The following is a 24,652-nucleotide window of genomic DNA, read 5'->3' on the forward strand; positions in this document are numbered from 1 at the left end:
CTCAGCGCATCAGCAGCGCCTGCCGCAGCAGCCGCGCGGCGCGGTTGCGGATGCGCCCCGGTGCCGTGCGCAGCGGTCCGCGCGGACTGACCTTCGCGGTCGCGCAGGCCCACAGGAAGTCCTCGAGGATGGCCGTGTCGTCCACGGTCTCGGTGCTGCCGTACTTGTGAAACTCCGGGTGCCACTGGGTGGCGGCGATGTAGCTGCGGCCGCGGCCGTCCTTGCGCCGGATCGCCTCGGGCACGTGGTCCGGAATGCTCCAGGCCTCGACCTCGAAGCCCGGCGCCAGGTCCTTCACGCCCTGATGGTGGATGCTGTTGACCCGTGCCCGCTGCACGTCGGGATAGAGCTTCGACAGGCGCGTGCCCGGCACGATGCCGATCTCGTGGAAGTTCTGGTCGTAGGTCACAGGATCGCGGTGCCGCAGCGCATTGGGATGCTGGGCCTCGATGTCCTGGTAGAGCGTGCCGCCGAAGGCCACGTTGATCAGTTGCAGCCCGCGGCAGACGCCGAAGATGGGCTTGCCGGCCTGCTCGAAGGCTTCGACCAGCGCCAGGTCGTAAAGGTCGCGGATGCGGTCACCGATCCAGGCGTCCTTCAGCGGCACCTCGCCATAGCTGCCGGGCCAGACGTCGGCCCCGCCGTGCATCACCACGCCGTCGAGCCATTCCGCGTAGTGGGAGAGCTTGGTGTCGCCGCGCGCGGTCTCGCCGGTGGGGCAGGGGACCATCACCACCATGGCGCCGGCCGACATCAGCCAGTGCGTGATCGACTGCTCGACGTACTGGAGCGTCTTGTTGGTGAACAGCGAGCGCGCCGGGTCGGCGTGCGAGAAGCAGGCGGAAAGACCGATCTTCAGTCGGCCGGCAACGGTTTGTGACATCGCGATCAAGGCGAACAGTAGGAACATTCTCAAACGTTCCGAATGCCCGTGCCGTGGACAGCCTACCCCGCGCGCTTGTCGGACAGGGCCGCGGGGCTAGGATGCGCCTTCCCCGTGCGGCTGAAAAAATCAGGAGACCGAATGAAGACCATCCAGGGGCCCGCCATCTTCCTGGCCCAATTCGCGGGCGACAGCGCCCCCTTCGACTCGCTCGACGCCATCGCCGGCTGGGCCGCCGGCCTGGGCTACAAGGGCGTGCAGATCCCCAGCTGGGACGCGCGCCTGTTCGACCTGCGCAAGGCCGCCGAGAGCAGGACCTACTGCGAGGAGGTGCAGGGCACGCTGGCCCGCCACGGCATTCGCATCACCGAGCTCTCGACCCATCTGCAGGGCCAGTTGGTCGCCGTGCACCCGGCCTACGACGCGGGCTTCGACGGCTTCGCCGCGCCCGAGGTGCGCAACGACCCGGTGAAGCGCCAGGCCTGGGCGGTGGAGCAGCTGCACCTGGCAGCCAGGGCCTCGGCCAACCTGGGACTCACGGCCCATGCCACCTTCTCGGGCGCGCTGGCCTGGCCCTATTTCTATTCGTGGCCGCCGCGCCCGCCGGGCCTGATCGAAGAAGCCTTCGACGAACTGGCCCGCCGCTGGCGCCCCATCCTCGACGCCTTCGACGAGGCCGGTGTCGACGTCTGCTATGAGATCCACCCCGGCGAGGACCTGCACGACGGCGTGAGTTACGAGATGTTCCTCGACCGCGTCGGCCAGCACCGCCGCGCCTGCCTGCTCTACGACCCCAGCCACTTCGTGCTGCAGCAGCTCGACTACCTGGCCTACATCGACCACTTCCACGAGCGCATCAAGATCTTTCACGTGAAGGACGCGGAGTTCAACCCGACCGGCAAGCAGGGCGTCTACGGTGGCTTCCAGCCCTGGCTGCAGCGGGCCGGGCGCTTCCGTTCGCTGGGCGATGGGCAGGTCGACTTCGGTGCCATCTTCTCCAAGCTCGCAGCCTATGACTTCCCGGGCTGGGCGGTGCTCGAATGGGAGTGCTGCCTCAAGCACCCCGAGGACGGCGCGCGCGAGGGCGCGCAGTTCATCGCCGACCACATCATCCGCGTGGCCGACCGGGCCTTCGACGACTTCGCGGCCGGCAGCGTGGACCACGCGGCCAACCGCCGCATGCTCGGCATCGCGCCCTGAGCGATCCGGTCAGATGCCGGCGGGCTTGCGCAGCGTCTTCATGCGGTCGACCGCATGGATGCGCACCTTGCGCGTCTCCGAGCCCTGCTGCACGGTGAGCTCCACCTCCGACTCGGGCGAGGCGCGTTTCCACAGCTGCTTGTAGAAGGCCTCGAGCGTCGCCACGCCGATGCCGTCCACCTCCAGCACCACATCACCGGGCTGGATGCCGGCCGCCAGTGCCGGCCCGCGGCGGTCGACGCGCACGATCTGCACATGGCCGTCTCGCTCCGACGACGACAGGCCCAGCCACGGCCGGATGCTCGCCCGCGTATAGCCGTTGGCCTTCATCTCGTCCAGCACCGGCCGCAGGAGCTCGACGGGCACGAACATGTTGCCGGGGGTCGGGCGCTCCTGGCCCGGCACCGACTCCAGCACGAACAGGCTGCCGATGCCCAGCAGTTCGCCGTTGCGGTTGAAGAGCGGCGCGCCGCTGTGGGCCGGGATCGGCGGGCTGGTGAAAAGGGCTGACTCGATGTGGTACTCCCAATAGCCCGAGAAGGGCCGCACGCCCAGCAGGCGCGTGAAGCCGACCTCGGTGCCGCTGTTACTGCCGCTTGCGGCCAGCAGCAGCTCGCCGGGCGCGAGGCCGCCCACGCCGGCCAGCGGCACGGGCTGGACGCCGCGCAGGGGCACCAGCGGCCGAATCAGGCCGAAGCCCGTGGCCAGGTCGTAGGCGACCTGGCGGGCGGGCAGGGTGCGGTCGTCCTGCGTGATCACCTCGATGGTCTCGGCCTCCAGCAGCAGGTAGCCGATGGTGAGGATCAGCCCGTCGGGCCCGATGACGACGCCGGAGCCCGAGCGCCGCGCGCCAAGCGTCTCGGCCGAGGCCGCGCCTTCGGTGGCGGTGACGCGCAGCGAAACCACCGCGTCGCCGGCACGTTGCAGGGCCTGGATCTGGGCGGAAGAAGAGCCGTCGGACTGGCGCGGCGAGGCCGCCAGGGCCAATGGAACGGCAGCCAGCAGGAGCAGCCAGAAGATGCCGGCGGCAAGCACCCGCAGCCGCCCGCTCGATCCTCGATCATCCATGGCCGCGCTCCTTGGAACGGTGACTTTCGTCATGGTGCGCCGCGCGCGGCGCGCCCGCAAGAGCCGGGCGCGTGTGAGGCATTCGTATGACGTGCCCAGCAACTGTCATGCCAGTCCGGTTAGAATGCGTAGTTCGTTTCGATCGCCGACGAAGCATTTCGTCACTCCCCGGCTGACCTGGGTGCCCCGGGCCATTCATCAGCCGGCCCCGCGCAGTGCGTGGGTGCGCCAGACCGGGCGCCCCTGAATGCCGCCGCTGCCTTCGTACTCCGTTGAAGCGAACAGGGCGCGCTGTCCGCTCCGGTGGGCGCCAGAATCCCGGCCGGCCCCGCGCCCTCTCACTGTCTCTCGCGCATCGCGGCGTCGCGGTGCGCAGGCGCCCGAATCGAATCATCCACGCAACATTCAGAGGTCCTCATGCCCAAGGAAGAACTGATCGAAATGAACGGCGCAGTCACGGAAGTGCTGCCCGACTCCCGCTACCGCGTGACGCTGGACAACGGCCATCAGCTGATCGCCTACAGCGGCGGCAAGATGCGCAAGCACCACATCCGCATCCTCGCCGGCGACAAGGTGTCGCTGGAGCTCTCGCCCTACGACCTGACCAAGGGCCGCATCACCTTCCGCCACCTCGAGCGCCGCGGCCCGCCGCCCACCGGCGGCAACAACAACGGCCCGCGCCGCTGATCGCAGCCGTGGCCGATCCTGCCGTCGACTTCGCGACGCTGCCGCTCTCGCCGCCCGTGCTGGCGAACCTGCGGCAGCTCGGCTACCTGCAGATGACGCCGATCCAGGCGGCCAGCCTGCCGGTGGCGCTTGCCGGCAACGACCTGATCGCCCAGGCCAAGACGGGCAGCGGCAAGACCGCCGCCTTCGCGCTGGCGCTGCTGGCCCGGCTGGAGGCGCGGCGCTTTGCCGTGCAGTCGCTGGTGCTGTGCCCGACGCGCGAGTTGGCCGACCAGGTCACGGCCGAGATCCGCCGTCTCGCCCGCGCCGAGGAAAACGTCAAGGTGGTCACGCTCTGCGGCGGCGTTGCGCTGCGGGGGCAGCTTTCCAGCCTCGCCCATGGCGCGCACGTCGTGGTTGGCACGCCGGGACGCATCCTGGATCACCTGGAGCGCGGCAGCCTGAACCTGGACGCGCTCAACACCCTGGTGCTCGACGAAGCCGATCGCATGCTGGACATGGGCTTCCTCGACGACATCGCTGCGGTTGCGCGCCAATGCCCCAAGGAGCGCCAGACCCTGCTGTTCTCCGCCACCTACCCCGAAGGCATCGCCAGGCTGGCCGCGCAGTTCATGAAGAACCCGCAGCAGATCGCGGTGCAGGCGCAGCACGAGGAAGGCCAGATCCGCCAGCGCTGGTACGAGGTGACGGAAGAAGATCGCCTGCACGCCGTGGGCCTGCTGCTCACGCACTTCCGCCCCCAGAGCACCCTGGCCTTCTGCAACACCAAGCAGCAATGCCGTGACCTGGTGCAGGTGCTGCAGGCCCAGGGCTTCAGCGCGCTGGCCCTGTTCGGCGAGCTCGAGCAGCGCGAGCGCGACCAGGTGCTGGTGCAGTTCGCGAACCGCAGTTGCTCCGTGCTGGTGGCCACCGACGTCGCCGCGCGCGGGCTCGACATCGCGCAGCTCGAGGCGGTGATCAACGTCGAAGTGACGCCCGACCCCGAAGTCCACATCCACCGCATCGGCCGCACCGGCCGCGCGGGCGCCGAGGGCCTGGCGCTCAGCCTTGCGAGCCTGGACGAGATGGGCCGCGTCGGCCGGATCGAGCAGCTCCAGGGCCGCGCCTCCGAATGGCACCCTCTGGCCGAGCTCGCCGCGGCCGGCCATGAAGAAGGCCCGCTGGTCCCGCCGATGGCCACGCTGCAGATCGCTGGCGGGCGCAAGGAGAAGATCCGCGCCGGCGACGTGCTGGGCGCGCTGACCGGCGAGGCCGGCTTCACCCGCGAGCAGGTCGGCAAGATCAACATCAACGAGTTCTCCACCTACGTGGCGGTCGACCGGCGCATCGCGCGCGAGGCCGCGCACAGGCTGTCCACCGGCCGCGTCAAGGGCAAGTCCGTCAAGGTGCGGCTGCTCGCCGATGTGGCCTAATGTCGGCCTTTCCCATTTTTTCCACCGAGCCCTCCATGACCCAGAAGATCCGCACCGAGGCCGACCGCAAGGCCTCCCCCAAGCCCGTTCCGTTGTCCGGCTACACCCTGCCCAGGATGGGTGGCGGCCAGAAGGTCAGCCTGGAGCGCGGCACCGCGACCCGCAGCAAGAAGAACCCGGGCAAGCGGGCCAAGAAGGGCGGCTGAGCCCGGCCGGCTGATCCGCATCACGAAACGACGCGCCTTCGGGCGCGTTTTTCATTCACGGCCCGCGCCTTTTCCATGTCGGACGACAACCAGATCCACATCCCGCCCTCGTTCTTCGCGCTCTACACGGATGCGCGGCAGCGCCTGTCCGAGCCACTGGCGACCGTGCGCGACCGCTACGAGGTCTGCGAGGACCTGGCCAACCACCTGGTCGGGCATGCGCAGGTACTGCACCACGTCGAGGTGCCCTCCGAAGACGAGATCCTCGACCGCATCCATGTCGGCCTCAGCAGCGCCGAAGCGGGTGTCTCCGCCGCCGAGGCCCGCTGGATCGTGCGGCGGCTGGCGGAGCTGCTCGGCTGGCGGGGCGAACGCTTCGACGGGCCCGCCGACGGCTAGGCAGGCCGGGCCGCCGTCTTCGCAGGCGCCTTCGCCCTGGCGGCGGCAGGCGCCGTGGCCATCGGCGGGAAGGGCGGCAGAGGCCGGTGCGCCACCTCCTTCGCCGCCGCCGCATCCATGCCGAGCCCGCGCAGCACGCAGGTCGCCACCTCGCGGCCATGGTGGCGCGGCGCCAGGCCCAGCGCCACGCTGCGCATCGCCTGGCCGATGGTGCCGTTGATCAGGTCCATGGCCGCCGCCTCGCTGGGGATGCGGAAGGCCTTCTGCTTCACGCCCAGCCGCAGGTCGGCCAGCACGTAGTGGCGGATCTCCAGCAAGAGCTCCGGCGCCGCCGCCGCCACGTCCATCATCATCAGCGTCCACGCCGGGCTCTGCTCGGCCAGCCAGATGTAGCGCTGGTTGCCGATCGCCATGCGCTGGGCGCCCTCGGCGATGCCCTGCTGGCTGTCGCCGATGCGGCGGCACAGCGTGTCCGCCAGGAGCAGCGCCACTGCGCGCGCCACCTCCTCCTTGGTCTTGAAGTGGTTGTAGACCGTGCCGGTGGTCATCCCGGCCGCCGCCGCCAGCTCCTGCATGGTGGCGCCGGCGACACCCCGCGCCGCGAACACCCGGATCGCCGCCTGCACCAGCTGCAGCCGGGTGCGCTCGCGCTTGAGCAGGCCGGGGCGCGGCTGCCACACGCTTTCGGCCAGGGCATCTGGCAAAAGTGGTATGGACGGCACCCCAAAACTTACAGCATCATTCATTTTTAGACACAGAGACCATTTTTGAACTGAACACTCAAGAAAGAGAGTTTGCCATGCTCCCCGATCTCCGCCTCGGCTATCTGGTCTTCGAAGCGCGCCGCCCCGCCCGATGGGCGGACTTCTGCCACCACATGCTCGACCTGCCGGCCCCGGTCGACAACGACGACGGCAGCCGCGGCTGGCGGCTGGACGAGGCGGCGCAGCGCCTGATCGTGCGGGAAGGGCCGGCCGACGACCTGGCCGCGCTGGGCCTGGAGTGCGCCGACGAGGTGGTGCTGGAGCGCCTGCTCGCGCGCCTGCGCCAGGGCGGCGTCGAGGTCGAGCGCGCCGACCCGGCCCTGCACCAGGCACGCCGCGTGCAGCGGCTGCACCGCTGCACCGACCCGGCCGGCAACACCCTCGAGCTGTTCGCCGGCATGGCAGGCGCGTCCGCGCCCTTCACGTCGAAGGCTTTCCCCGAGGGTTTCCGCACCGGCGAGCTGGGCCTGGGCCATGCCGTGCTGGTGTCGCACGACCTGGCAGCGATGGAGGCCTTCTACCGCCTGCTCGGCTTCGGCGTGACGGAGCGGCTGGCCACCCGTGTCGGCCCGATGGACATCCGTGGCTTGTTCCTTCACTGCAACCGCCGCCACCACTCGATCGCGCTGTTCGACATGCCCCTGTCCAAGCGCATCCACCATTTCATGCTGCAGGCCGGGCGCCTGAGCGACATCGGCATCGCGTTCGAGCGCGCGCAGCGCCACAAGGTGCCGTTGTCGCTGGAGTTGGGCCAGCACCCCGATCCGGACGGCACCTTCTCCTTCTACGGCGCCACGCCCTCGGGCTTCGACTTCGAGATCGGCGCCGGCACCCGGACCATCGAGCCAGAAGGATGGGACACACAGCACACCAGCGTCACCAGCGCCTGGGGCCACAAGCCGCGTCTGCGCCTGCAGCTCAAGATGGCGGCGGGCCTGATCGCACAGAAGCTCTCGCGGGCACCGCGACAGCGCGCGAAGGAGGCGTCATGAGCTGCTGGTTCCGGCGCATCGCGATTGCGCTCGTCGTCCTGGTTCTCCTCGCCGCCGCCGCACTCTTCGCAGGCGATCGGCTCGCCGGCCGCAAGATGCAGCGCCACATCGATGTCGCAGTCCAGCCGGTGCCCCTGCGCGACGACGCCGCGGCGATCGAGCGCGGACGCTTCGCGCGGCTGCGTGGACTGCCACGGGGCCAAGGGCAACGGCCACATGTTCCACGACGACGGCAAGGGCATGCGCATCGCCGGCCCCAACATCGGCCCCGGCCCCGGCAACGTCGTGGCGAGTTACAAGCCGGAGGACTGGGTGCGCGCCATCCGCCACGGCGTCGCCCCCGGCGGACGGCCGCTGATGGTGATGCCCAGCGAGGACTACAACCGCCTGACCGACGAGGACCTGGCCGCGCTGGTCGGCTACATCCGCCATCTCGCGCCCACCGAAGGCGGGGCGGCGGTGGTCGAGCTGCCCCTTCCCGTGCGCGCCCTCTACGGCTTCGGCTTCATCCACGACGCCGCGGGCGAGATCGACCACGCCCTGCCGCCCATGCCGACGCCGAGGCCATTGTTTCTGCGCATGAAAAACCGAATTGACTCCAGCCACCTTTTTCGCGCAACCCCGGACTCCTAGACTGGTTGCAACAGCCAACCCCACTCTGGAGGTCATGATGTCCCACCTGTCCCATGCCGGGCATGGCACGCACTTCGAGCTCAGGTTCCGCTCGCTCTTCAATGCGGGGCGTGGATTGGCATTCCCGTGCGATGCCGAGGGCCGGGTCGACCTGGGTGCGCTTTCCGAGCGGGGACGCGAGAACTACCTGTTCGCCCGGGCCATGGTCGGCCGCGAGTTCGCCACGCCGGATGTCCGGCTCGCCTGAAAGAGGCCACCGATGAACACGACGACAGCGGCGGCAGACATCACACAAGGGTTTCTTGCCGGCACAAGCCCCCTCGACGTCAGTGTCCACACCTGGGAAGCCAGGAACGGCACATCCGTCCTCGTGCGGCCGATCGAACCGGGCGACTTCGAGCGCGAGCGCGACTTCGTGAACGGCCTGTCCCCGCAGACCGGTTATCAGCGCTTGATGAATCCGAGAAAGCCGTCGACGGCCGAACTTGAGCGCTGGACCCGCGTCGACCGGGCGCACGAAGGCGTGCTGGTCGCCACCGTCTCCGAGGGCGGCCCCGAGCAGCAGATCGGCGTGGCGCGCTACGCCATGGAAAGCGAGGACGGTGAAGCCGAATTCGCGATCGTGATCGCGGACGCATGGCAGGGCACGGGCGTCGGCCACCACCTGCTCGCCTCCCTGATCGAACTCGCGAGGCAATCCGGCGTGCGGCGTGTCTTCGGCACCACCCTGTCCGAAAACCGGGCGATGCTGGGCCTGGCCCGCCGCCTCGGATTCCGGCAGTCGCGGGTGCCCGGCGCCGCGATCTACACGATGCTCACGCTGGCACTGCAGCCCGAAGCCTGACCCCCGGCGGAAAGCCCAGGTTTCCAGGTCCGCCATCCGGCCCTACGATGGGGCATTCGCCGATGGAGGAACCCGCGATGAGCAACGAACTGCGCCGCAAGCTGCACGATCTGCAGGAACTGTCGAACAATGCGCCCGATCCGGCCACGCGCGCCATCATCGAGGCCGTCCGGCTTCAGACGGCGGTGCTCAACGAGCGCCTGTTCGCCATCGAACTGCTCCTGACCGAGCATCTCAAGCAGGACGGCGTGCCGCGCAGCACACCCTGAGTCGTTTCAGTGCGCCGCGGCGCGGCGCTTGCGCGTAGCGGCCGCCTTCTTGGCCGAGGCCGAGCGCGCTGCCGCGCTGCGCTTCCCGGAGGCCGCACCGCCGGCGTGACCGCCTTTTCGCGACGGCGCATGATTTTCGGCCTTGCCTCGTCCGGAGCCGCTCTTCTTGCCGCCGCCGGTCTCCGCGTTCACGGTCGCCCATGCACGGCGCTCGGCTTCCTTGTCGCCCACGCCGCGCTTCTCGTAGCCTTCCTCGATGTGCTCGGCCTGTCGTTTCTGCTTGTCCGTGTAGGACGACTTGTCACCTCTGGGCATGGTCACTCCGTGCCGGGGTACCCGGTCTGGTCGTACAGCCGGCGGCCCATGCGGCTGCCGTGCAGCGGGTCGTCCTGGCCCAGCGCGCGGTTCTGCTCGATGTTGCGGCCGGAGGCATCGCCCCGGTCGCCCAGGCGGGCTTCGTTCTCGCCCAGCGGGCCAGGTGGGGCCGGGTGGGGTGGGGTTCGGGGATCTGTCATGAAGAAACTCCTTGTCGTGGGCTTCACCGTCGCGCGCCCACGCCTGCCTCGCCGCAGGCCGACAGTCCGATCTGCCGTAGGCGCGTTCTCGCGCGACGGCCCGCAAGGCCTAGGCGCCGCTTCCTACAGGCGTGCGCTATTGCGCGGCCTAGCTTGGTCGCTCCGAGCCAACCCGAGGAGTGTTCTCATGAGCACCAAGCCCAACACCGAACCCTTCCCCTTCCCGACCTCGGACAAGCACGACGCTCCCGTCGAGCATCAGAAGCCGGTGACGGAAGAGCCAACCGAGCAGGCGCTGGACAACGGCGTCGAAGAATCCTTCCCCGCCAGCGACCCGGTGTCGGTGACGGTGGACAAGGTCGTCACGCCGAAGAAGGACAAGGAATAGGCGGCAGCGCGCCCCGCATCGCCTGCACCTGCCACCAGGCAGGCAGCAGCGCGCGGATCTCGCGCCGCGCGAACCGATCGTCCAGCAGGTAAAGCACCCCTGCGTCCTGCTCGCTGCGGATGACCCGCCCCGCCGCCTGCACCACCTTCTGCAGGCCGGGATACACATAGGTGTACGCGTAGCCCTCGCCGAACAGCGCCTGCATGCGCTCGCGCATGCATTCGTTGCCGGCGTCGTGCTGCGGCAGACCCAGGCTGGCGACGAAGGCCCCCACCAGCCGATCGCCCGGCAGGTCGATGCCCTCGCCGAAGGGCCCGCCCAGCACCGCGAAGCCGATGCCGCGACCGCCTGGCGCGAAGCGCGCGATGAAGGACTCGCGCTCGCTCTCGCGCATGCCGCGCGACTGGGCCCAGGACGGCACCTCCGGCTGTTGCAGCGCGAAGGCCTCGAAGGCGCTGCGCAGGTACTCGAAGCTGCTGAAGAAGGCCAGGTAGTTGCCGGGCTGGGCCGCGTACTGCGCCGCGATGATTCGGATCACGCGGTCGAGCGAACGCGCACGGTCGCGAAAGCGCGTGGAAACATCCGTCGCGATGCGCACGGTCAACTGCTCGCCGCGGAAGGGCGAGCCCACGTCCAGCGTGGCCGTGTCGTCGGGAAGCCCCAGCGTGTCGCGGTAGAAGCCGAAGGGCGCCAGCGTGCCCGAAAAGCAGGTGGTGCTGAGGCTGTCGGCGAAGCGCGGTTCGAGAAAGGGTGCGGGCACCAGGTTGCGGATCGCCAGCGCGTCCTCGGCGAGCAGGGACTCGAACACCGAGTGCGTGCCGAAGGAATCGGCCAGCCGCGCGAAATGGGCCAGGTCGAAGAAGCATTGCTGCAGCGGGCCCTGCGCCTCCAGCGGGTGCGCGGCGAAGTGGTCGCCCATGGCGGCCAGCGTGTCCTGCAGGGCGCGCACCAGGGCGGCGGGCAGCGTGTCGTGCGCGCGGTAGTCCTCGGTCTGCGTCTGCTGGGCCCGGCGCCACTCGCGCCGCAGCCGCGTCAGGGCCTTCCGGATCGGCGCCGGGGCCTTGCGCCGCACGGCCCCGATGGCGGTTTCTTCCAGGCGTGCGCTGTACATACTGCGCGCCCGCTCCAGCAGGTTGTGCGCCTCGTCCACCAGCACGGCCGCGCGCCATCCTTCTTCGCGGGCCAGCGCCCAGAGGAAGGCGCTGCCGTCGAAGTAGTAGTTGTAGTCGCCGACGATGGCATCGGACCAGCGTGCCATCTCCTGCGCCAGAAAATAGGGGCAGACCTCGTGCGCGAGCGCGATGCGCCGCAGCGCCGCGCGGTCCAGCCAGGCGGCCTGTGCGGCCTCGGCGCGCGCCGCCGGCAAACGGTCGTAAAAACCCTTGGCCAGCGGGCAGGACTCGCCGTGGCAGCTTTTGTCCGGATGCTCGCAGGCCTTCTCGCGCGCCGTCAGCTCCAGCACGCGCAGCGGCGTGCCCTCGCCGGCCAGCCGGCGCAGGCCGTCGAGCGCGATCGCGCGGCCCGAGGTCTTGGCGGTAAGGAAGAACAGCTTGTCGACACGCTGCCTGTCCCAGGCCTTGAACAAGGGGAACAAGGTGGCGAGCGTCTTGCCGATGCCGGTCGGCGCCTGGGCCAGCAGGCATCGCCCGGCGGCCGCGACACGGTAGACCGCCTCCGCCAGATCGCGTTGACCCCGCCGGAAATCCGCATGCGGGAAGGCCAGCGCAGGCAGCGCCGCGTTGCGCGCGGCACAGTGCACGGCCTCCCGCTCGGCCCAGCCGAGGAAACGGCCGCACAGCGCTTCGAAGTGCGCGCGCAAGTCATCGCGGCGCCAGTGCTCGGTGAGCACCGACTCCTCGTCGCTGCCCAGCTCCAGGTAGACGAGGGCGACTTCGACGCCGTCCAGGCCGCGCGCCTCGCACAGCATCCAGGCGTAGCAGCGCGCCTGCGCCCAGTGCAGGGCGCGGTGATTCGCGCGCACGGCCTCCAGCTCGCCGCGGAAGGTCTTGATCTCCTCCAGCCGGCCGCGCTGCGGGTCGAAGCCATCGGCCCGCCCCCGCACCAGCAGGCAGCCGAAGCGCGCGCTCAGGGCGATCTCGCTCTCGTAGCCCGCGCCGCGCCGGCCCTGCACCAGCCGATGGCCGGCCACGCCTTCCTGCGCGCTGGGCGCGGGCGCGAAGCGCAGGTCGAGGTCACCCGCCCTGGCGGCGAAGGCGCACAGCGTCTTGACCGAGACCGTGTATCCGGCATCGGGCAAGGGCTCAGCGGGCACGGAAGGCAGGGAATCGGCGGGCATGCGGTAGTCTGGATGAATATACAGTCACCGGCCGCGATGGTGGCGCAGGGGCAGGGCCGCTGACGACCGCTGCAGCGCTGCGATGCCGATCAGCGGATCGAGACGACCAGCAGCGCCAGCGACGCCGCCGCCATGGCGGCGGTGGCGAGCCAGCCCAGCAGCTTCCACTTCAGCGGCAGCGTCATCTCGCCCATGACCTTGCGGCTGCCGGCGGCGATCATGACGGCCACCATCACCGGCACCGAGATCACTGCGTTGATCACCGCCGACCAGTAGAGCGCCGAGATCGGGTTCACGCCCGACACGCTGATCGCCACCCCGATCGCCATGGCCGCGGCCAGGATGCCGTAGAAGCTGCGGGCCTTGGCCAGCGGCAGGTCGAGGCCGCGGCGCACATGGACGTAGCTGGCCACTGCATCGGCGGCCGAGCCGGCGAGCACGGGCAGGGCCAGCATGCCGGTGCCGATGATGCCGAGCGCGAACAGGAGGAACGCCGCATCGCCCGCCACCGGCTTCAGCGCTGCCGCCGCCTGTGCCGTGGTCTGGATGTCCGTGTGGCCGTTGGCATGCAGCGTGGCCGCGGTGGCCGTGATCATGAAGAAGGCGATCAGGTTCGAGAAACCCATGCCGACCGCGGTGTCGACGCGCAGGCGGTGCAACTGGCGCCGCGCCTGCTCGGGCGCCACGCGCAGCGGCTGGTCCTGCGGCACGCGGCGGATCTCCTCCACCTCCTGCGCGGCCTGCCAGAAGAAGAGGTAGGGGCTGATGGTGGTGCCCAGGATCGCGACCACCGTCGTCACGTTCTCCTTGTTCCACGCGAAGGAGGGAAGCAGCAGGCCCCTGAGCGCCGCCGGCCAGTCCACGTCCACCGCGAAGACCACGCCGACGTAGGCGAAGAGCGACAGCGTCAGCCACTTGAGCACGCGCACGTAGCGCTCGTAGGGCAGGAACACCTGCAGCAGCAGCGACAGCACGCCGAAGCCCACCGCATACCAGGCCCCGGGCCCGTGCAGCACCATCGCCGCCGCGTCGCCCATGGCGTTGAGGTCCGCACCCAGGTTGATCACGTTGGCGGTGAGCAGCAGAAGCACCAGCGAGGCCACCAGCCAGCGCGGGCAGAAGCGGGCGAAGGCCTGCACCAGGTTCCTGCCGGTGACACGGCCGATGCGTGCGCTCGCGAGCTGGATGCCCACCATCAGCGGATAGGTGAAGAGCAGGGTGCCGCCCACGCCGTAGCCCAACTGCGCCCCGGCCTGCGAGTAGGTGGCGATGCCGCTCGGGTCGTCGTCGGCCGCGCCGGTGATCAGGCCCGGGCCGAGCTTGGCCCACCACTTCTCGCGGTCCTCGGTGTCGGCACCTCGATGGACGTCGGCGGGAGGCGTGCCAACTGGAGTACCTCCGCCTTCGGCTGCGGTATTCGCCTTCGGGACGGCCGTGCGGCTCATGGCGATCGGTGGGCTGGGGTTGGATGGATGCCTCGAGCGTCGAGGCCGCGTGCCGTCGGCCGCGCAGGCCCCGGCCGCCTCCCGCTGTGGGATTTGGTCGAGTCTGCACGGGCGACGCGGCATCGGACGACATGGAGGGGTCGGGCACCTGACTACGGTGACTCGTCAATCCCCTCTTCAGCCTGCAGGAGCCCCCATGCCCACCACCCCCCCCAACGAAACCAGCGATGTCGCCGCGCAGCAGCGCAAGGTGCAACGCGAACAGGACGCCAAGGACCGCGCCGCCGGCGACGCCAAGCCCAGCAAGGCGCCGGTGCAGGCCGGCCACCGCCCCGAGCCCGAGAACCCCATGCCGGCCCAGCACCTCAAGAAGCCCGGCCTGGAAGCCGACATGGACCTGCAGCCGCGCTTCCAGGCCTCCGGCTACCTGGGAAGCGGCAAGCTCGACGGCATGGTGGCGCTGGTGACGGGCGGCGACTCCGGCATCGGCCGCGCGGTCGCGCTGCTCTATGCGCGCGAGGGCGCCGACGTCGCCATCGTCTACCTGGAGGACGAGCAGGTCGATGCCGAGGAGACGCGACGATGCATCCACGAAGAGGGTCGGCACTGCGTGCTGATCCCCGGCGACGTGCGGGACCCGGCCTTCTGCCGCCGCGCGGTGAAGGAGACGGTCGAGGCCTTCGGCAAGCTGGACATCCTGGTCAACAACGCCGCCTTCCAGCTGCATGCCGCCAGCATCGAGGACATCACCGACGAGCGGCTGGACCTGACCTTCAAGACCAACATCTACGGCTACTTCCAGATGGCGCGCGCCGCGGTGCCGCACCTGCCGCCGGGTGGCTCGATCATCAACACCGGCTCCGTCACGGGCCTGGAGGGCAGCAGCCACCTGCTGGACTACGCCACCACCAAGGGCGCCATCCATGCCTTCACGAAGTCGCTGGCCAGCAACCTGCTGGACAAGGGCATCCGCGTCAATGCGGTCGCACCCGGGCCGGTGTGGACGCCGCTGAACCCGGCCGACCGCTCCGGCCAGGAAGTGCAGGACTTCGGCAAGCACACCGACATGAAGCGGCCGGCGCAGCCCGAAGAACTGTCACCGGCCTACGTGTTCCTGGCGGCACCCTGCTGTGCGAGCTACATCACGGGCATCGTGCTGCCGATCACGGGGAGCGTGGGCGCCGTCTAGCGACCTTGCGCTGGCGCCGGTGCCACCGCTGCGCCACGAGATTGCCGAGCGCCAGCGTGCCCAGCCACATCAACTGGCGCAGTAGCGCGGTCTGGGCGCGCGCCACCCGCCGGTCGACCTCTTCCTGCACGCGGGCCGTCTGCCCGATGCCGGCGTAGTCGGGCAGCGGCGCCGGCGCGCCCGGCACGGCGCCGTCCGCGTCCAAGCGGTCAGTGCCCTCCGCCGCTTCCTGCGCCTGCACCCTGGTGGCCGCCATCGCCTTCTCGCCGGAGGTCGAGCCATGCGCGCCTGCATAGACCTTGGTGAACTCCGCCCCCAGCAGGAAGATCTGCGCCGCGTAGTAGACCCAGGCCACCAGCAGTACCAGCGAGCCGGCCGCGGCGAAGGATTCGTTCAGGCCGCTCTTGCCCAGGTACAGCCCGATGCCCAGCTTGCCCAGTTCGAAGAGCAGCGCCGTGACCGCGGCGCCGATCCACACGTCGCGCCAGGCGATGCGCGCGGTGGGCATCAGCTTGTAGATCAGCGCGAACAGCAACGTGACGATGCCGAGCGAGATCACCAGGTTGAGCCCCTGCAGCAGCAGCTCCCATCCGGGCATCAGCCCGCCGAACCAGGTGCCGAACGCGGCCAGCGCCGCACTCACCACGAGCGAGACCATCAGCAGGAAGGCCAGCCCGAGGATCAAACCGAAGGACAGCAGCCGCGCGCGCAGCACCGCCCACAGGCCCGCGGGCTTCTCGCGCTCCGGCACGTGCCAGATGCGGTCCAGCGCGCTCTGCAGCTCGGCGAACACGGTGGTCGCGCCGACCAGCAGCACCACCGCGCTGATCAGGCCGGCGATCAGGCCCTTGTCGGGCTCGCTCACGCTGCGCAGCATGGCCTCGACCGCGACCGCGCCCTCGCGGCCCACCAGACCGGAGACCTGCTCGACGATGCGCCCCTGCGCCGCCTCGCGGCCGAACAGCGCGCCCGCGACGGCGATCACGATCACCAGCAGCGGGGCCAGCGAGAAGATGGTGTAGTAGGAGATGGCAGCGCCCATGCTGGGCGCGTAGTCGTCGATCCATGCGTTGACGGACTGACGGCACAGCTCGAACAGTTGCTTGGGTTTCATGGCGGCCTCGCGTGGGGTTCCACTTTCGGACACGCGCCCGCACGCGCCATGGGCCAAGCTTGCGATCTGAAGTAGGCCGCCTTCTTGCGCGGCCGTCAACGCAGCGGCGCCGTGCCGCTGCCGAGCATGCGCACCAACGCGTCGTACACCAGCCGCACCCGGGCCGGCACCGGCGTGCGCTGGGCGCGCCACACGTGCACCGGCCAGGGCTCGGGCGCCTCGGCGTCGAGCACCGAGACCAGGTGCCCCGACGCCAGCCACGGGTCGGCCAGCGGCGCGACCAGTTGGCCGAAGCCGAGGCCGGCGAGCACCGCGCTGCACTCGGCGTCGGTGTCGTCGGTGACGAAGGCCGGCGTGGCCACCGGCATCTGGCGCTTGCGGCTGAAGGCCCAGGACCAGAGCCGGCCCGAGTTGGCGTCCACCAGGGCCGTGAGCGGCATGCGCTGCAGTTCGTCGAGGCTGCGCGGCACGCCGGTGCGCGCGACCAGCGCCGGCGCCGCCACCACCTTCAGCGCCATGCGCTCGACGGCCCGCGCGACGAAGCGGCTGTCGGGCTGGCGCCCCACGCGCACGCCGACGTCGATGTGCTGGCCCACCGCGTCGGCCATCTGCTCCGACAGGCGCATGTCCAGCACCAGCCCCGGGTGCGCCGCCAGCACCGGCGCCAGCGCATGCGGAATGAAGCGCCGGCCCAGCACGTTCGGCACGCTCACCCGCACCGTGCCCGCATGCTGCGAGAGCGCGCGGCGGTCGCTGCGGTGGAACAGCGCATCCACGCCGCTCACCGCGCCGCGCGCCCGCTCGGCCAGCGTGCGGCCGAAGTCGGTGAGCTGCACGCCGCGCGTGCTGCGGTGGAACAGCGGCTCGCCCAGCTCGTCCTCCAGCTCGCGCACCGCGCGCGTCACCACCTGCGGCGAGACCGACAGGCGGATGGCCGCCTCGCGGAAGTTGGCCGCGTCGGCGGCGGCGCAGAAGACGCGCAGGGCTTCGAGACGGTTGGACATGAGGGCCTTTCGGAACGCAAGATCGGCATTGTTCCCGATCCAGGAATTCTGTACTCGCCAGAGTTTCATTTACGGGAACGCCCGGATTTTCCACACTGAGGGCCATCCATCCACCACCCCTCGAAAGGAAGCTTCCATGACGAACGTTCAAGACAACATCCGCGGCAAGGTCGCCATCGTCACCGGCGCCAGCAGCGGCCTGGGCGAATCGACTGCCCGCCACCTGGCTGCGCGCGGCGCCCGCGTGGTGCTGGCAGCCCGCCGCACCGACCGCCTCGAGCAGGTCGTGGCCGAGATCCGCGAGGCCGGCGGCGAGGCCATCGCGGTCGCGACCGACGTCGCCAAGCGCGAAGACCTGGAGCGCCTGGCCGCCGCCGCCGTCGAGGCCTTCGGCCGCATCGACGTGCTGGTCAACAACGCCGGCGTGATGCCGCTGTCGCCGCTGGCCCGCCTCAAGGTCGACGAGTGGGACCGCACCATCGACGTCAACATCAAGGGCGTGCTCTACGGCATCGCCGCCGTGCTGCCGCGCATGCAGGCGCAGGGCAGCGGCCACATCGTCAACATCGCCTCCATCGCGGGCCTGAAGGTGTTCACGCCGATCGGCACGGTCTACAGCGCCACCAAGCACGCGGTGCGCGCCATCTCCGAAGGTTTGCGCGTGGAAGTCGGCAACAGCGGCGTGCGCGTGACCGTCGTCTCGCCCGGCGCGGTGGAGTCCGAACTCAAGCACGGCAGCACGGACCCCGAGGCCCAGGCCGGCGTGAAGGCCTTCTACGAAGCGAACCAGATCCCGGCCGATTCCGTGGCCCGGGCGGTGGTTTACGCGGTCGAGCAGCCGAAGGACGTCGACATCAACGAGGTGGTGCTGCGGCCGGTGTCGCAGGAGTTCTGAGCCCCCACGCTGCCGGCGGCGGGCTCAGTACGCCCGCCGGCGCCGCAGCGCCAGCCATCCCACCAGCGCTGCCGCGCCGAGCGCCGTGGCGGCCATGCCGGCCACCGCCGAGGGCCGGCCGGCGAGCTTGGACGAACCGAAGCCGCCGTCGATCGCATGCCCGGTCGAGGGCAGGAACAGGTTGCCGTCGGTGTGCGGCCGCGGCTCGGCGCGCGCCAGGCTGCGCTCGGTCAGCCACATCATTCCGCGCGCCATCAGGTTCGGCGCCACGGCATGGGCCCAGATGCCCGAGCGCGCGCCGATGCCGACATAGGCCGTGCGGCGCGGCCTCCGGGCCAGCGACAGCAGCACCTGCGCCACCCGCCGCGGATCGACGAGGCCGGGCGGCGGGCAGAGGCGGTGGTCGCTGTAGTTGGCGCCGTGCGTCACGCCGGGCGTGTCGACGAAGGTGGGGTAGACCTCGCACACGTGCACGTCCGGCAGGCCGGCCAGTTCGGCGCGCAGGGCCTCGGAGAAGCCGCGCAGGCCGAACTTGCTGGCGCTGTAGGCCGCGGCATAGGGCGCGGGAATCCAGCCGCCCACCGAGATCATGTTGATCAGCGTGCCGCAGCCGCGCGCGCGGAAATGGGGCAGCACCGCATGGGCGCCGTGCATGTGGCCCAGCAGGTTGGCCTCGACCACGCGGCGGTGCGCCTCGATGGGCGTCTGGTCGAACAGGCCGATGGCGCCGATGCCCACGTTGTTGATCCAGACGTCGATCTGGCCGAAGCGCTCCAGCGCTGCGTCGGCCAGCTGCTTGACAGCCGCAGGGTCGGTCACGTCGGTGGGCTGCACCAGCACGCGGGCACCGGCCTCGCTGCATTCGGCGGCCACCACGTCGAGGGCTTCGCGCTCGCGCGCCGCCAGCACCAGGTCGGCCCCCTCGCCGGCGAAGGCCAGGGCGGTCGCGCGGCCGATGCCGCTGGAGGCGCCGGTCAGGACGACGACCTGCGACAGCTTGTAGGAAGTGGAGGAGGCAGGGGAAGAAGGCGTATCGAAGGGCATGGCGGGCTTCCGGCAGGTGGAAAGAATGAGTTGCTTCGGTTATCCGGGCCGGGCGGCCGCCACCTCGTGGGAGCTGGCTGCTTCGGCGTGTGGGCCATCGATGACAGGCGGACCTGACCGAAAATCCGGGCTTTCATCCTTCCAGCCCCGAACATGAACATCCAGAAAGACGCCGTCGTCACCCTGCGCTACAAGATCGTCGACGCCACCACCGGCCAGCTCGTCGACGAAGGGCGCACGCCCATGGTCTACCTGCATGGCGGCTACGAGAACACTTTCCCGAAGATCGAGGCCGCGCTGGAAGGCAAGGCAGTGGGCTTCCAGGCCACGCTGCAGCTTCAGCCCGAGGACGCCTTCGGGCCGCGCGACGAATCATTGATGCGCACCATCCCCAAGACGGACTTCCCGCCGGGCGTGAAGGTCGGCGGCCAGCTCGAGGGGCGCAACGACCAGGGGCAGCCCCAGGTCTACAACGTGGTGAAGATCAAGGGCCCGCAGGTGATCCTCGACGGCAACCACCCGCTGGCCGGCAAGTCGCTCAAATTCAGTCTCACGGTGACCGGTGTGCGCACCGCCACGGCCGAGGAAATTGCCCATCGCCACGTGCATGGCGAGCACGGGCATCACCACTGAGGTGCAACACAACCATCGCTATCCATACAGTACTGGTTGCGTGTACAGTCTCGCCAGCTCACCCAACGGAACCTCACATGCAGCTGGCTCAGACGGACTCACCATCGCATCGCAAGGCGCGGGGTGCGTTCTTCACGCCGGAAGAGATTGCCGAGTTCATCGTTCAGTGGGCTGTGCGGCGCCCCACGGATCGCGTCCTTGAACCCTCCTGCGGCGAAGCTGCCTTCCTGCTTCCTGCCGGCAAGCAGCTCAAGCAACTTGGCGCAACGGCTGGCGACCTAGCGGGACAGCTGCATGGTCAAGACATACACCCGGCTTCCGTGCAAGCAGCAGCCTCATTGCTTGCTGCCAGCAACTGCACAGCATCGCTGCAGACAGGTGACTTCTTCTCGCGGAGGTCGGAACCGCGTTTCGATGTCGTGATAGGCAATCCACCGTACGTCCGCTATCAGAACTTTTCCGGCGCGTCTCGCGCCCTGGCGTTGGAGGCGGCGCTTCGACAGGGCGTTCGTCTGAACGGGCTCTCGAGTTCCTGGGCGGCATTCACAGTTCACGCCGCCTCATTCCTCAAGCCTGGTGGCCGCCTAGGCTTGGTGCTTCCGGCGGAGCTGTTGTCGGTTCAGTATGCCGCCCAGGTTCGTACCTTCCTCCTGAAGCGGTTTGGCAGCGTGCGGCTTGTGCTGTTCGACAACCTCGTGTTTCCCGGTGTGCTGGAAGATGTCGTGCTGCTTCTCGCAGAGGGACAAGGAGGAGCCAGCCATTTCGAGGTCTATCAAGCCAAAGACGCCCCAGACCTCAAGTCGCGCGCGCCTGCACAATGGACCGGGTTCAAACCCCAGGGTGCACACAAGTGGACAAGCGCACTGCTTCCAGCGGGCGCGATGGAACTGTACGAAGAGGTTGCCGCTTGCCACGGATTCGAGGTGATGGCCGATTGGGGATCCACCTATCTCGGCGCCGTCACCGGCAACAACAAGTACTTCGCGCTGACGAAGGACGATGTCCGAACGCTTGGCCTGCAGGCCTCCGAATTGACGCGCGTCTCTCCGCCAGGTTCACGCCACCTGCGCGGCCTGACTTTCTCGGAACACGCCTGGAAGATGCAGGCCGAGCAAGGCGATCGGTGTTACCTGTTTTCACCACCAAACTCTTCCTCCTTGTCTGCTGCCGCCAAGCGATACATCAGCCAAGGCGAACGCGAAGGCGTGAATGAGGCATACAAGTGCAGGGTCCGGGCGCCCTGGTGGAAGGTTCCCCTGGTGCAGCGGCCCGACTTCTTTTTTACTTACATGAATCATGATCGTCCGCGGCTGGTGCGCAACGGCGCGGGCGTGCAGTTGCTCAACAGCGTCTACGGGCTGCGGCTGCATGCAGTGCGTCAAAAGCTGGGAGAAGAGTTGCTGGCCATCGCGGCTCTCAACAGCATGACGCTGCTGGGCTCAGAGGTTGTAGGCAGAGCCTATGGTGGCGGGATGCTCAAGCACGAACCCACCGAAGTGGCCATGCTGCCGATGCCTTCGGAAGCGGCTTTGGAAGCCGTTCGCCCTTCTCTCCTCAAAGAGGCGAACCGGATTTCCGCGGCTATCCGTTGCAACGATCTCACATCGGCTGTCGATCTCGTGGATCAATTGATCCTCCAGGACCAGCTTGGCTTGACCCGCGACAAGGTCGACGCATTGCGCACGGGGCGTGCAGCCCTCCTGCAGCGCCGCATGACCCGGGCAAAGGGCAGCAATGGCTCGGATTGATGAGTTGCTGTGGAATGCGCTTTCGCAGTTGCCAGCCAAGTCGACACACACGACGCAGCAAGAGAAAAAGCGCTACAGCGAAAAAATATCGGAAGCGGTCGCGGTCGCGCTGGCGGATGAGCTGCGACACCGTGGCCTAAAGGGTGCAAGGCCCGGCGCAAACACCGAGCCGGGCGCGTCAGGCGCGGAGCGCCGAATGTCGGGCGGGCTGGGCGCCAAGAAGGTCGACGTGACATGGGCTACCGAGACGGACGGCTTGCTCCTGGCCATCTCGGTCAAGACCATCAACTTCAAGGACGAAGCGACCGGGAACTATCAGAAGAATCTGACCAATCGCCGCAGCGACATGCTCATGGAGGCAGTGACCCTGCACCGTCGCTTCCCCTACGCTGTGTTGGCCGGCTTCTTCTTTCTTGACAAAGGCGCGGCTAGCGATGGCACGCTGCGCCGGCGTTCAACGCTTGCAAACGCACATTCGAGGCTGCAGCTTTTTACTGGCAGGAACGATCCCGCAGGGCGCGAAGAGCAATTCGAGCGCTTCTATCTGCTGCTCCTCGATGCATCACCTACCCAAGTCGAACTGACCTGCCAGGCAGTGGGCCGCCCGAATGAATCCATTCCGCTATCAGATGTCCTGGACGACTTGTTGGCACTCACGGCTCAGCGCAATCCCGACTTCTATGAATTCGTGGAAGGCAGATTGCAAAAAGCCAGTTGATGCGCGCGATCTCTCACCACTGAGGCCGCTCCTCCGCGCGCAGTCGCAGCCACAGGTGGCGCATCGCCAGCAGGGCGGCCATGACGGCGCGCCCTCAGGCATCGAGCTGCCAGGCCAGCAGCAGGGAAGCGATCGGGCGGTCCTGTGGCCAGAGCTTGACCAGGTCCGTGATGTGCTTGTCCGGGCGCGTGAGGGCTTCGGGCGTGATGGGCGCGTCGGTCGCGATGCCGGTATCGCGGGTTTCGGCTTCGGTGGGCGCCTTGCGGACCGGCGGGACGATGGTCGGATCGAAGTCGGCGGGCGGGGTGGCGATGGGCATGATGTGTGACTCCTTGGCTGCTTGCCAAAGTAGCGCCGCGGCCCGCCGCCCCCCTGTAGGAAGGCGCCGTAGCAAGGAAGGGAAGCCGTCGGGGCTTCGTGTCAGACCCACCAGCGCCCGGCTGCCAGCGCGAGCACCAGGGCGACCGGACCCGTGGTCTCGATGGCATGCCAGGCCATCCATGACACGTCGCCGCCGCCCGGCACATTGCCCGCAGCCATGATGGAGAAGGTGCACACGCCCAGCGCGTAGTAGCCCAGCACGGTCAGGAAGGGCAGGGCCGCGAAGCGCTTCGTCCGATGCGGCGCCGCCGGGTATGCCAGCGGCAGCGGCTGGGTGCGCATGGCCGCCCTGGCCAATCGGCCGGCTTCCGGCCGCCGGTGATCGCGGGCAGGGCTTTCTGGCGGAGAGGACGGGTCCATGTGGATGGCGTTCTTGTAGGAAAAGGGGCTTCGCGCGGCTGTCTCGGACCTGCCCTGTCGCCGGGTCACTGCCCGGCCACGCGCATTGTGCAGGGCCTGCGAGGCGCGCCATTCCCCGAACAGCGCGGGAATCGCACCGCACATCGTCGTTGCATGCGCGAGGCGACTGCGTTCTGCGGGCAGGCACTTCATCCGGTGGCCGGCGCCCCCATCTAGGATGTCGAGCGCCACAGGACCGGCGCACGCAGGAAAGAACCCCATGAGCACCGCCCCCAGCCCCATCGTCCGCATCGAAGCCCTGGGCTTCCCCTGGAAGACCCTCGACCCCTTCCTCTTCTGCGCGTACCACGACGACGCCTACCCGCGCGGCAACGCCCGGATGGGCCCGGACGCCTCGCTGGCCGGCCGCGACCTGGGCCAGGACTTCAGCCGCCAGGACGGCTGGAGCATGTACCACGGCACCACGGTGCCGGGCTTCCCGGGCCATCCGCACCGCGGCTTCGAGACCGTGACCATCGTGCGCCGAGGGCTCATCGACCACTCCGATTCGCTGGGCGCCGCCGCGCGCTTCGGCGGCGGGGACGTGCAGTGGCTCACCGCCGGCCGCGGCGTCGTGCACGCGGAGATGTTCCCGCTGCTGGACGAAGCCGCCCCCAATCCGCTGGAGCTGTTCCAGATCTGGCTCAACCTGCCGGCGCGCAGCAAGATGGCGCAGCCGCATTTCACGATGTTCTGGGCCGAGGACATCCCGCGCTTCACCGCGCTGGACGGCGAGGGTCGGGCGACCGAGGTGGCCAGCATCGCCGGGCGCATCGGGCCGGTGGATGGCGCGCCCGGCGCCGGCGGGCCGCTGGCGCCCCCGCCCGACTCCTGGGCCGCGCAGGCCGACAGCGACATCGGCATCTGGACGATCCGGATGGCGCCCGGCGCGCGCTGGACGCTGCCGCCCGCCACCGGGGAGGGCACGCGCCGCACGCTCTATTTCTTCAAGGGTGCGTCCCTGGAGATCGCAGGCCAGCGGGTGGACGGCCCCGCCGCCATCGAGCTGCGCGCCGGCGCGGCGGTGGAGCTGGTCAATGGCGACGCGCCGGGCGAATGCCTGGTGCTGCAGGGCCGACCCATCGGCGAGCCGGTGGCGCAGTACGGCCCCTTCGTGATGAACACGCAGGCCGAGATCGCGCAGGCGATGAACGACTACCGGCGCACGCAGTTCGGCGGCTGGCCGTGGGACGACATGGCGCCGGTGCACGGGCGCGACCCGGCCCGCTTCGCCCGGCATCCGGACGGGCGGGAAGACCGGCCGGTGGAGGCCGAGGCGCCGTCAGGGCGCGGCTGAAGCGGCTCAGCCGCAGCCGGCCGGCGGCTGCGCGTACCAGCGCCCCCCGTCTCCCTGGTAGAGCGTCACGCGGGCGAAGAAGTAGTCCCAGGCAAAGCCGATGTCGCGCTGGTCGCCCGTGCTGATGGCGCGCAGGTTGAACATGCCGCCGAAGCCGGCGCGGCCCGCGCCGATGTGCGTGCCGGGTGCCGCGCTCACGCTGGTGCAGGCGGGCGGCGGGGGCGGTGGT

The 24,652-nt window shown here is 69.4% G+C and carries 30 protein-coding genes; 17 read left to right on the forward strand and 13 right to left on the reverse strand.

What is annotated here, in order from left to right; genetic code table 11:
- Position 1: 1 nt before the first annotated feature.
- Positions 2 to 883 (reverse strand): gamma-glutamyl-gamma-aminobutyrate hydrolase family protein, encoded by an 882-nt coding sequence (locus A8M77_RS04800; protein WP_086920444.1) that lies wholly within the window; start codon positions 881 to 883, stop codon positions 2 to 4.
- A 141-nt stretch (positions 884 to 1,024) separates the two neighbouring features.
- Between A8M77_RS04800 and A8M77_RS04805 the strand changes: the two genes are divergently transcribed.
- Positions 1,025 to 2,083: a sugar phosphate isomerase/epimerase family protein gene (locus tag A8M77_RS04805; protein ID WP_086920403.1), complete on the forward strand. Its 1,059-nt coding sequence runs from the start codon at positions 1,025 to 1,027 to the stop codon at positions 2,081 to 2,083.
- Between the two features lie 9 nt (positions 2,084 to 2,092).
- On the opposite strand, the gene A8M77_RS04810 is transcribed toward A8M77_RS04805, so the two are convergent.
- Positions 2,093 to 3,151, reverse strand: a complete 1,059-nt coding sequence (locus tag A8M77_RS04810; protein ID WP_086920404.1) for a S1C family serine protease — start codon at positions 3,149 to 3,151, stop codon at positions 2,093 to 2,095.
- A gap of 417 nt (positions 3,152 to 3,568) precedes the next feature.
- Here A8M77_RS04810 and infA point away from each other — a divergent pair, with 417 nt between their 5' ends.
- The 4 genes from infA (at position 3,569) to A8M77_RS04830 (ending at position 5,855) form a co-directional block, all read left to right on the forward strand.
- Positions 3,569 to 3,838, forward strand: a complete 270-nt coding sequence (infA, locus tag A8M77_RS04815; protein WP_086920445.1) for a translation initiation factor IF-1 — start codon at positions 3,569 to 3,571, stop codon at positions 3,836 to 3,838.
- An 8-nt stretch (positions 3,839 to 3,846) separates the two neighbouring features.
- Positions 3,847 to 5,250 (forward strand): ATP-dependent RNA helicase DbpA, encoded by a 1,404-nt coding sequence (gene dbpA / locus A8M77_RS04820; protein WP_238136713.1) that lies wholly within the window; start codon positions 3,847 to 3,849, stop codon positions 5,248 to 5,250.
- A gap of 35 nt (positions 5,251 to 5,285) precedes the next feature.
- A complete protein-coding gene (locus A8M77_RS36405) occupies positions 5,286 to 5,456 on the forward strand; it encodes a hypothetical protein (RefSeq protein ID WP_192871547.1) in 171 nt (56 codons plus the stop codon).
- 75 nt (positions 5,457 to 5,531) lie between these two features.
- Entirely contained in the window at positions 5,532 to 5,855 is a 324-nt protein-coding gene (locus tag A8M77_RS04830) for a hypothetical protein (RefSeq protein ID WP_036241080.1), read from the forward strand.
- On the opposite strand, the gene A8M77_RS04835 is transcribed toward A8M77_RS04830, so the two are convergent.
- The gene (locus A8M77_RS04835; RefSeq protein WP_158100885.1) at positions 5,852 to 6,559 is read right to left on the reverse strand and encodes a TetR/AcrR family transcriptional regulator; all 708 of its coding nucleotides are present in this window, start codon (positions 6,557 to 6,559) and stop codon (positions 5,852 to 5,854) included. The two genes, A8M77_RS04830 and A8M77_RS04835, sit on opposite strands and share 4 nt — an antisense overlap.
- Before the next feature lie 95 nt (positions 6,560 to 6,654).
- Between A8M77_RS04835 and A8M77_RS37185 the strand changes: the two genes are divergently transcribed.
- The 5 genes from A8M77_RS37185 to A8M77_RS04860 all read left to right on the forward strand — a co-directional run bounded on the left by A8M77_RS37185 (position 6,655) and on the right by A8M77_RS04860 (position 9,357).
- Positions 6,655 to 7,611, forward strand: coding sequence for a VOC family protein (locus tag A8M77_RS37185; RefSeq protein WP_086920407.1), 957 nt, complete (start codon positions 6,655 to 6,657; stop codon positions 7,609 to 7,611).
- A 216-nt stretch (positions 7,612 to 7,827) separates the two neighbouring features.
- Positions 7,828 to 8,244: a c-type cytochrome gene (locus tag A8M77_RS04845; protein ID WP_238136714.1), complete on the forward strand. Its 417-nt coding sequence runs from the start codon at positions 7,828 to 7,830 to the stop codon at positions 8,242 to 8,244.
- A gap of 37 nt (positions 8,245 to 8,281) precedes the next feature.
- Positions 8,282 to 8,491, forward strand: a complete 210-nt coding sequence (locus A8M77_RS04850) for a hypothetical protein (RefSeq protein WP_086920447.1) — start codon at positions 8,282 to 8,284, stop codon at positions 8,489 to 8,491.
- Between the two features lie 12 nt (positions 8,492 to 8,503).
- Positions 8,504 to 9,088, forward strand: coding sequence for a GNAT family N-acetyltransferase (locus A8M77_RS04855; RefSeq protein ID WP_086920408.1), 585 nt, complete (start codon positions 8,504 to 8,506; stop codon positions 9,086 to 9,088).
- Between the two features lie 77 nt (positions 9,089 to 9,165).
- On the forward strand, positions 9,166 to 9,357 hold the full coding sequence (locus tag A8M77_RS04860; protein WP_086920409.1) for a hypothetical protein: 192 nt from the start codon (positions 9,166 to 9,168) through the stop codon (positions 9,355 to 9,357).
- A 6-nt stretch (positions 9,358 to 9,363) separates the two neighbouring features.
- Here the strand turns inward: A8M77_RS04860 and A8M77_RS04865 are convergent, their stop codons facing one another.
- Positions 9,364 to 9,672, reverse strand: coding sequence for a plasmid stabilization protein (locus A8M77_RS04865; RefSeq protein WP_086920410.1), 309 nt, complete (start codon positions 9,670 to 9,672; stop codon positions 9,364 to 9,366).
- 2 nt (positions 9,673 to 9,674) lie between these two features.
- Positions 9,675 to 9,872 carry a hypothetical protein gene (locus tag A8M77_RS04870; protein ID WP_086920411.1) on the reverse strand — a complete coding sequence of 66 codons (198 nt, stop codon included), beginning with the start codon at positions 9,870 to 9,872 and terminating at the stop codon, positions 9,675 to 9,677.
- A 187-nt stretch (positions 9,873 to 10,059) separates the two neighbouring features.
- Here A8M77_RS04870 and A8M77_RS04875 point away from each other — a divergent pair, with 187 nt between their 5' ends.
- Positions 10,060 to 10,260: a hypothetical protein gene (locus tag A8M77_RS04875; protein ID WP_086920412.1), complete on the forward strand. Its 201-nt coding sequence runs from the start codon at positions 10,060 to 10,062 to the stop codon at positions 10,258 to 10,260.
- Here the strand turns inward: A8M77_RS04875 and A8M77_RS04880 are convergent.
- Positions 10,235 to 12,556, reverse strand: a complete 2,322-nt coding sequence (locus tag A8M77_RS04880; RefSeq protein WP_086920413.1) for a helicase C-terminal domain-containing protein — start codon at positions 12,554 to 12,556, stop codon at positions 10,235 to 10,237. The two genes, A8M77_RS04875 and A8M77_RS04880, sit on opposite strands and share 26 nt — an antisense overlap.
- Before the next feature lie 89 nt (positions 12,557 to 12,645).
- A complete protein-coding gene (locus tag A8M77_RS04885; protein WP_086920414.1) occupies positions 12,646 to 14,001 on the reverse strand; it encodes an NRAMP family divalent metal transporter in 1,356 nt (451 codons plus the stop codon).
- 196 nt (positions 14,002 to 14,197) lie between these two features.
- Between A8M77_RS04885 and A8M77_RS04890 the strand changes: the two genes are divergently transcribed.
- Positions 14,198 to 15,190: an SDR family oxidoreductase gene (locus A8M77_RS04890; RefSeq protein WP_086920415.1), complete on the forward strand. Its 993-nt coding sequence runs from the start codon at positions 14,198 to 14,200 to the stop codon at positions 15,188 to 15,190.
- On the opposite strand, the gene A8M77_RS04895 is transcribed toward A8M77_RS04890, so the two are convergent.
- Positions 15,165 to 16,304, reverse strand: a complete 1,140-nt coding sequence (locus tag A8M77_RS04895; protein ID WP_086920416.1) for a YihY/virulence factor BrkB family protein — start codon at positions 16,302 to 16,304, stop codon at positions 15,165 to 15,167. The two genes, A8M77_RS04890 and A8M77_RS04895, sit on opposite strands and share 26 nt — an antisense overlap.
- 95 nt (positions 16,305 to 16,399) lie before the next feature.
- Positions 16,400 to 17,308 carry a LysR family transcriptional regulator gene (locus A8M77_RS04900; RefSeq protein WP_086920417.1) on the reverse strand — a complete coding sequence of 303 codons (909 nt, stop codon included), beginning with the start codon at positions 17,306 to 17,308 and terminating at the stop codon, positions 16,400 to 16,402.
- A 136-nt stretch (positions 17,309 to 17,444) separates the two neighbouring features.
- Here A8M77_RS04900 and A8M77_RS04905 point away from each other — a divergent pair, with 136 nt between their 5' ends.
- A complete protein-coding gene (locus A8M77_RS04905) occupies positions 17,445 to 18,203 on the forward strand; it encodes an SDR family oxidoreductase (protein ID WP_086920418.1) in 759 nt (252 codons plus the stop codon).
- Between the two features lie 24 nt (positions 18,204 to 18,227).
- Here the strand turns inward: A8M77_RS04905 and A8M77_RS04910 are convergent, their stop codons facing one another.
- Complete coding sequence (locus A8M77_RS04910) at positions 18,228 to 19,247, reverse strand: SDR family oxidoreductase (protein WP_086920419.1); 1,020 nt, start codon at positions 19,245 to 19,247, stop codon at positions 18,228 to 18,230.
- A 153-nt stretch (positions 19,248 to 19,400) separates the two neighbouring features.
- On the opposite strand from A8M77_RS04910, the gene A8M77_RS04915 reads away from it, so the two are divergent.
- The 3 genes from A8M77_RS04915 to A8M77_RS04925 all read left to right on the forward strand — a co-directional run bounded on the left by A8M77_RS04915 (position 19,401) and on the right by A8M77_RS04925 (position 22,346).
- Entirely contained in the window at positions 19,401 to 19,880 is a 480-nt protein-coding gene (locus A8M77_RS04915; RefSeq protein WP_086920420.1) for an FKBP-type peptidyl-prolyl cis-trans isomerase, read from the forward strand.
- 77 nt (positions 19,881 to 19,957) lie between these two features.
- Positions 19,958 to 21,628: an HsdM family class I SAM-dependent methyltransferase gene (locus A8M77_RS04920; RefSeq protein WP_086920421.1), complete on the forward strand. Its 1,671-nt coding sequence runs from the start codon at positions 19,958 to 19,960 to the stop codon at positions 21,626 to 21,628.
- Positions 21,615 to 22,346 carry a hypothetical protein gene (locus tag A8M77_RS04925; RefSeq protein WP_202820604.1) on the forward strand — a complete coding sequence of 244 codons (732 nt, stop codon included), beginning with the start codon at positions 21,615 to 21,617 and terminating at the stop codon, positions 22,344 to 22,346. Before A8M77_RS04920 ends, A8M77_RS04925 begins: the two co-directional genes overlap by 14 nt.
- A gap of 94 nt (positions 22,347 to 22,440) precedes the next feature.
- On the opposite strand, the gene A8M77_RS04930 is transcribed toward A8M77_RS04925, so the two are convergent.
- Both A8M77_RS04930 and A8M77_RS04935 read right to left on the reverse strand, forming a co-directional pair.
- The gene (locus A8M77_RS04930) at positions 22,441 to 22,665 is read right to left on the reverse strand and encodes a hypothetical protein (protein WP_086920422.1); all 225 of its coding nucleotides are present in this window, start codon (positions 22,663 to 22,665) and stop codon (positions 22,441 to 22,443) included.
- Positions 22,666 to 22,766: 101 nt separating this feature from the next.
- Positions 22,767 to 23,009: a hypothetical protein gene (locus tag A8M77_RS04935; protein WP_086920423.1), complete on the reverse strand. Its 243-nt coding sequence runs from the start codon at positions 23,007 to 23,009 to the stop codon at positions 22,767 to 22,769.
- A gap of 337 nt (positions 23,010 to 23,346) precedes the next feature.
- On the opposite strand from A8M77_RS04935, the gene A8M77_RS04940 reads away from it, so the two are divergent.
- Entirely contained in the window at positions 23,347 to 24,423 is a 1,077-nt protein-coding gene (locus A8M77_RS04940; RefSeq protein WP_086920424.1) for a pirin family protein, read from the forward strand.
- A gap of 6 nt (positions 24,424 to 24,429) precedes the next feature.
- Here A8M77_RS04940 and A8M77_RS36020 read toward each other — a convergent pair.
- The coding region (locus tag A8M77_RS36020; protein ID WP_202820605.1) for a hypothetical protein at positions 24,430 to 24,652 on the reverse strand (223 nt) is incomplete at its 5' end.

It is taken from the genome of Variovorax sp. JS1663 (genome assembly GCF_002157355.1).
Taxonomy (GTDB): domain Bacteria; phylum Pseudomonadota; class Gammaproteobacteria; order Burkholderiales; family Burkholderiaceae_C; genus Variovorax.

What these genes read in the sequence shown, in the direction of transcription:
- A8M77_RS04895 (WP_086920416.1), bottom strand. Translation starts at nt 16,304, where the DNA reads ATGAAACCCAAGCAACTGTTCGAGCTGTGCCGTCAGTCCGTCAACGCA.
- A8M77_RS04885 (WP_086920414.1), bottom strand. Translation starts at nt 14,001, where the DNA reads ATGAGCCGCACGGCCGTCCCGAAGGCGAATACCGCAGCCGAAGGCGGA.
- A8M77_RS04850 (WP_086920447.1), top strand. Translation starts at nt 8,282, where the DNA reads ATGTCCCACCTGTCCCATGCCGGGCATGGCACGCACTTCGAGCTCAGG.
- A8M77_RS04810 (WP_086920404.1), bottom strand. Translation starts at nt 3,151, where the DNA reads ATGGATGATCGAGGATCGAGCGGGCGGCTGCGGGTGCTTGCCGCCGGC.
- A8M77_RS04920 (WP_086920421.1), top strand. Translation starts at nt 19,958, where the DNA reads ATGCAGCTGGCTCAGACGGACTCACCATCGCATCGCAAGGCGCGGGGT.
- A8M77_RS36405 (WP_192871547.1), top strand. Translation starts at nt 5,286, where the DNA reads ATGACCCAGAAGATCCGCACCGAGGCCGACCGCAAGGCCTCCCCCAAG.
- A8M77_RS04805 (WP_086920403.1), top strand. Translation starts at nt 1,025, where the DNA reads ATGAAGACCATCCAGGGGCCCGCCATCTTCCTGGCCCAATTCGCGGGC.
- A8M77_RS04905 (WP_086920418.1), top strand. Translation starts at nt 17,445, where the DNA reads ATGACGAACGTTCAAGACAACATCCGCGGCAAGGTCGCCATCGTCACC.
- A8M77_RS04870 (WP_086920411.1), bottom strand. Translation starts at nt 9,872, where the DNA reads ATGACAGATCCCCGAACCCCACCCCACCCGGCCCCACCTGGCCCGCTG.
- A8M77_RS04900 (WP_086920417.1), bottom strand. Translation starts at nt 17,308, where the DNA reads ATGTCCAACCGTCTCGAAGCCCTGCGCGTCTTCTGCGCCGCCGCCGAC.
- A8M77_RS04880 (WP_086920413.1), bottom strand. Translation starts at nt 12,556, where the DNA reads ATGCCCGCCGATTCCCTGCCTTCCGTGCCCGCTGAGCCCTTGCCCGAT.
- A8M77_RS04940 (WP_086920424.1), top strand. Translation starts at nt 23,347, where the DNA reads ATGAGCACCGCCCCCAGCCCCATCGTCCGCATCGAAGCCCTGGGCTTC.
- A8M77_RS04845 (WP_238136714.1), top strand. Translation starts at nt 7,828, where the DNA reads ATGTTCCACGACGACGGCAAGGGCATGCGCATCGCCGGCCCCAACATC.
- A8M77_RS04860 (WP_086920409.1), top strand. Translation starts at nt 9,166, where the DNA reads ATGAGCAACGAACTGCGCCGCAAGCTGCACGATCTGCAGGAACTGTCG.
- A8M77_RS04935 (WP_086920423.1), bottom strand. Translation starts at nt 23,009, where the DNA reads ATGCGCACCCAGCCGCTGCCGCTGGCATACCCGGCGGCGCCGCATCGG.
- A8M77_RS04910 (WP_086920419.1), bottom strand. Translation starts at nt 19,247, where the DNA reads ATGCCCTTCGATACGCCTTCTTCCCCTGCCTCCTCCACTTCCTACAAG.
- A8M77_RS04875 (WP_086920412.1), top strand. Translation starts at nt 10,060, where the DNA reads ATGAGCACCAAGCCCAACACCGAACCCTTCCCCTTCCCGACCTCGGAC.
- A8M77_RS04855 (WP_086920408.1), top strand. Translation starts at nt 8,504, where the DNA reads ATGAACACGACGACAGCGGCGGCAGACATCACACAAGGGTTTCTTGCC.
- A8M77_RS04830 (WP_036241080.1), top strand. Translation starts at nt 5,532, where the DNA reads ATGTCGGACGACAACCAGATCCACATCCCGCCCTCGTTCTTCGCGCTC.
- A8M77_RS04800 (WP_086920444.1), bottom strand. Translation starts at nt 883, where the DNA reads ATGTCACAAACCGTTGCCGGCCGACTGAAGATCGGTCTTTCCGCCTGC.
- A8M77_RS04890 (WP_086920415.1), top strand. Translation starts at nt 14,198, where the DNA reads ATGCCCACCACCCCCCCCAACGAAACCAGCGATGTCGCCGCGCAGCAG.
- A8M77_RS04915 (WP_086920420.1), top strand. Translation starts at nt 19,401, where the DNA reads ATGAACATCCAGAAAGACGCCGTCGTCACCCTGCGCTACAAGATCGTC.
- A8M77_RS04865 (WP_086920410.1), bottom strand. Translation starts at nt 9,672, where the DNA reads ATGCCCAGAGGTGACAAGTCGTCCTACACGGACAAGCAGAAACGACAG.
- A8M77_RS04930 (WP_086920422.1), bottom strand. Translation starts at nt 22,665, where the DNA reads ATGCCCATCGCCACCCCGCCCGCCGACTTCGATCCGACCATCGTCCCG.
- infA (WP_086920445.1), top strand. Translation starts at nt 3,569, where the DNA reads ATGCCCAAGGAAGAACTGATCGAAATGAACGGCGCAGTCACGGAAGTG.
- A8M77_RS04925 (WP_202820604.1), top strand. Translation starts at nt 21,615, where the DNA reads ATGGCTCGGATTGATGAGTTGCTGTGGAATGCGCTTTCGCAGTTGCCA.
- A8M77_RS37185 (WP_086920407.1), top strand. Translation starts at nt 6,655, where the DNA reads ATGCTCCCCGATCTCCGCCTCGGCTATCTGGTCTTCGAAGCGCGCCGC.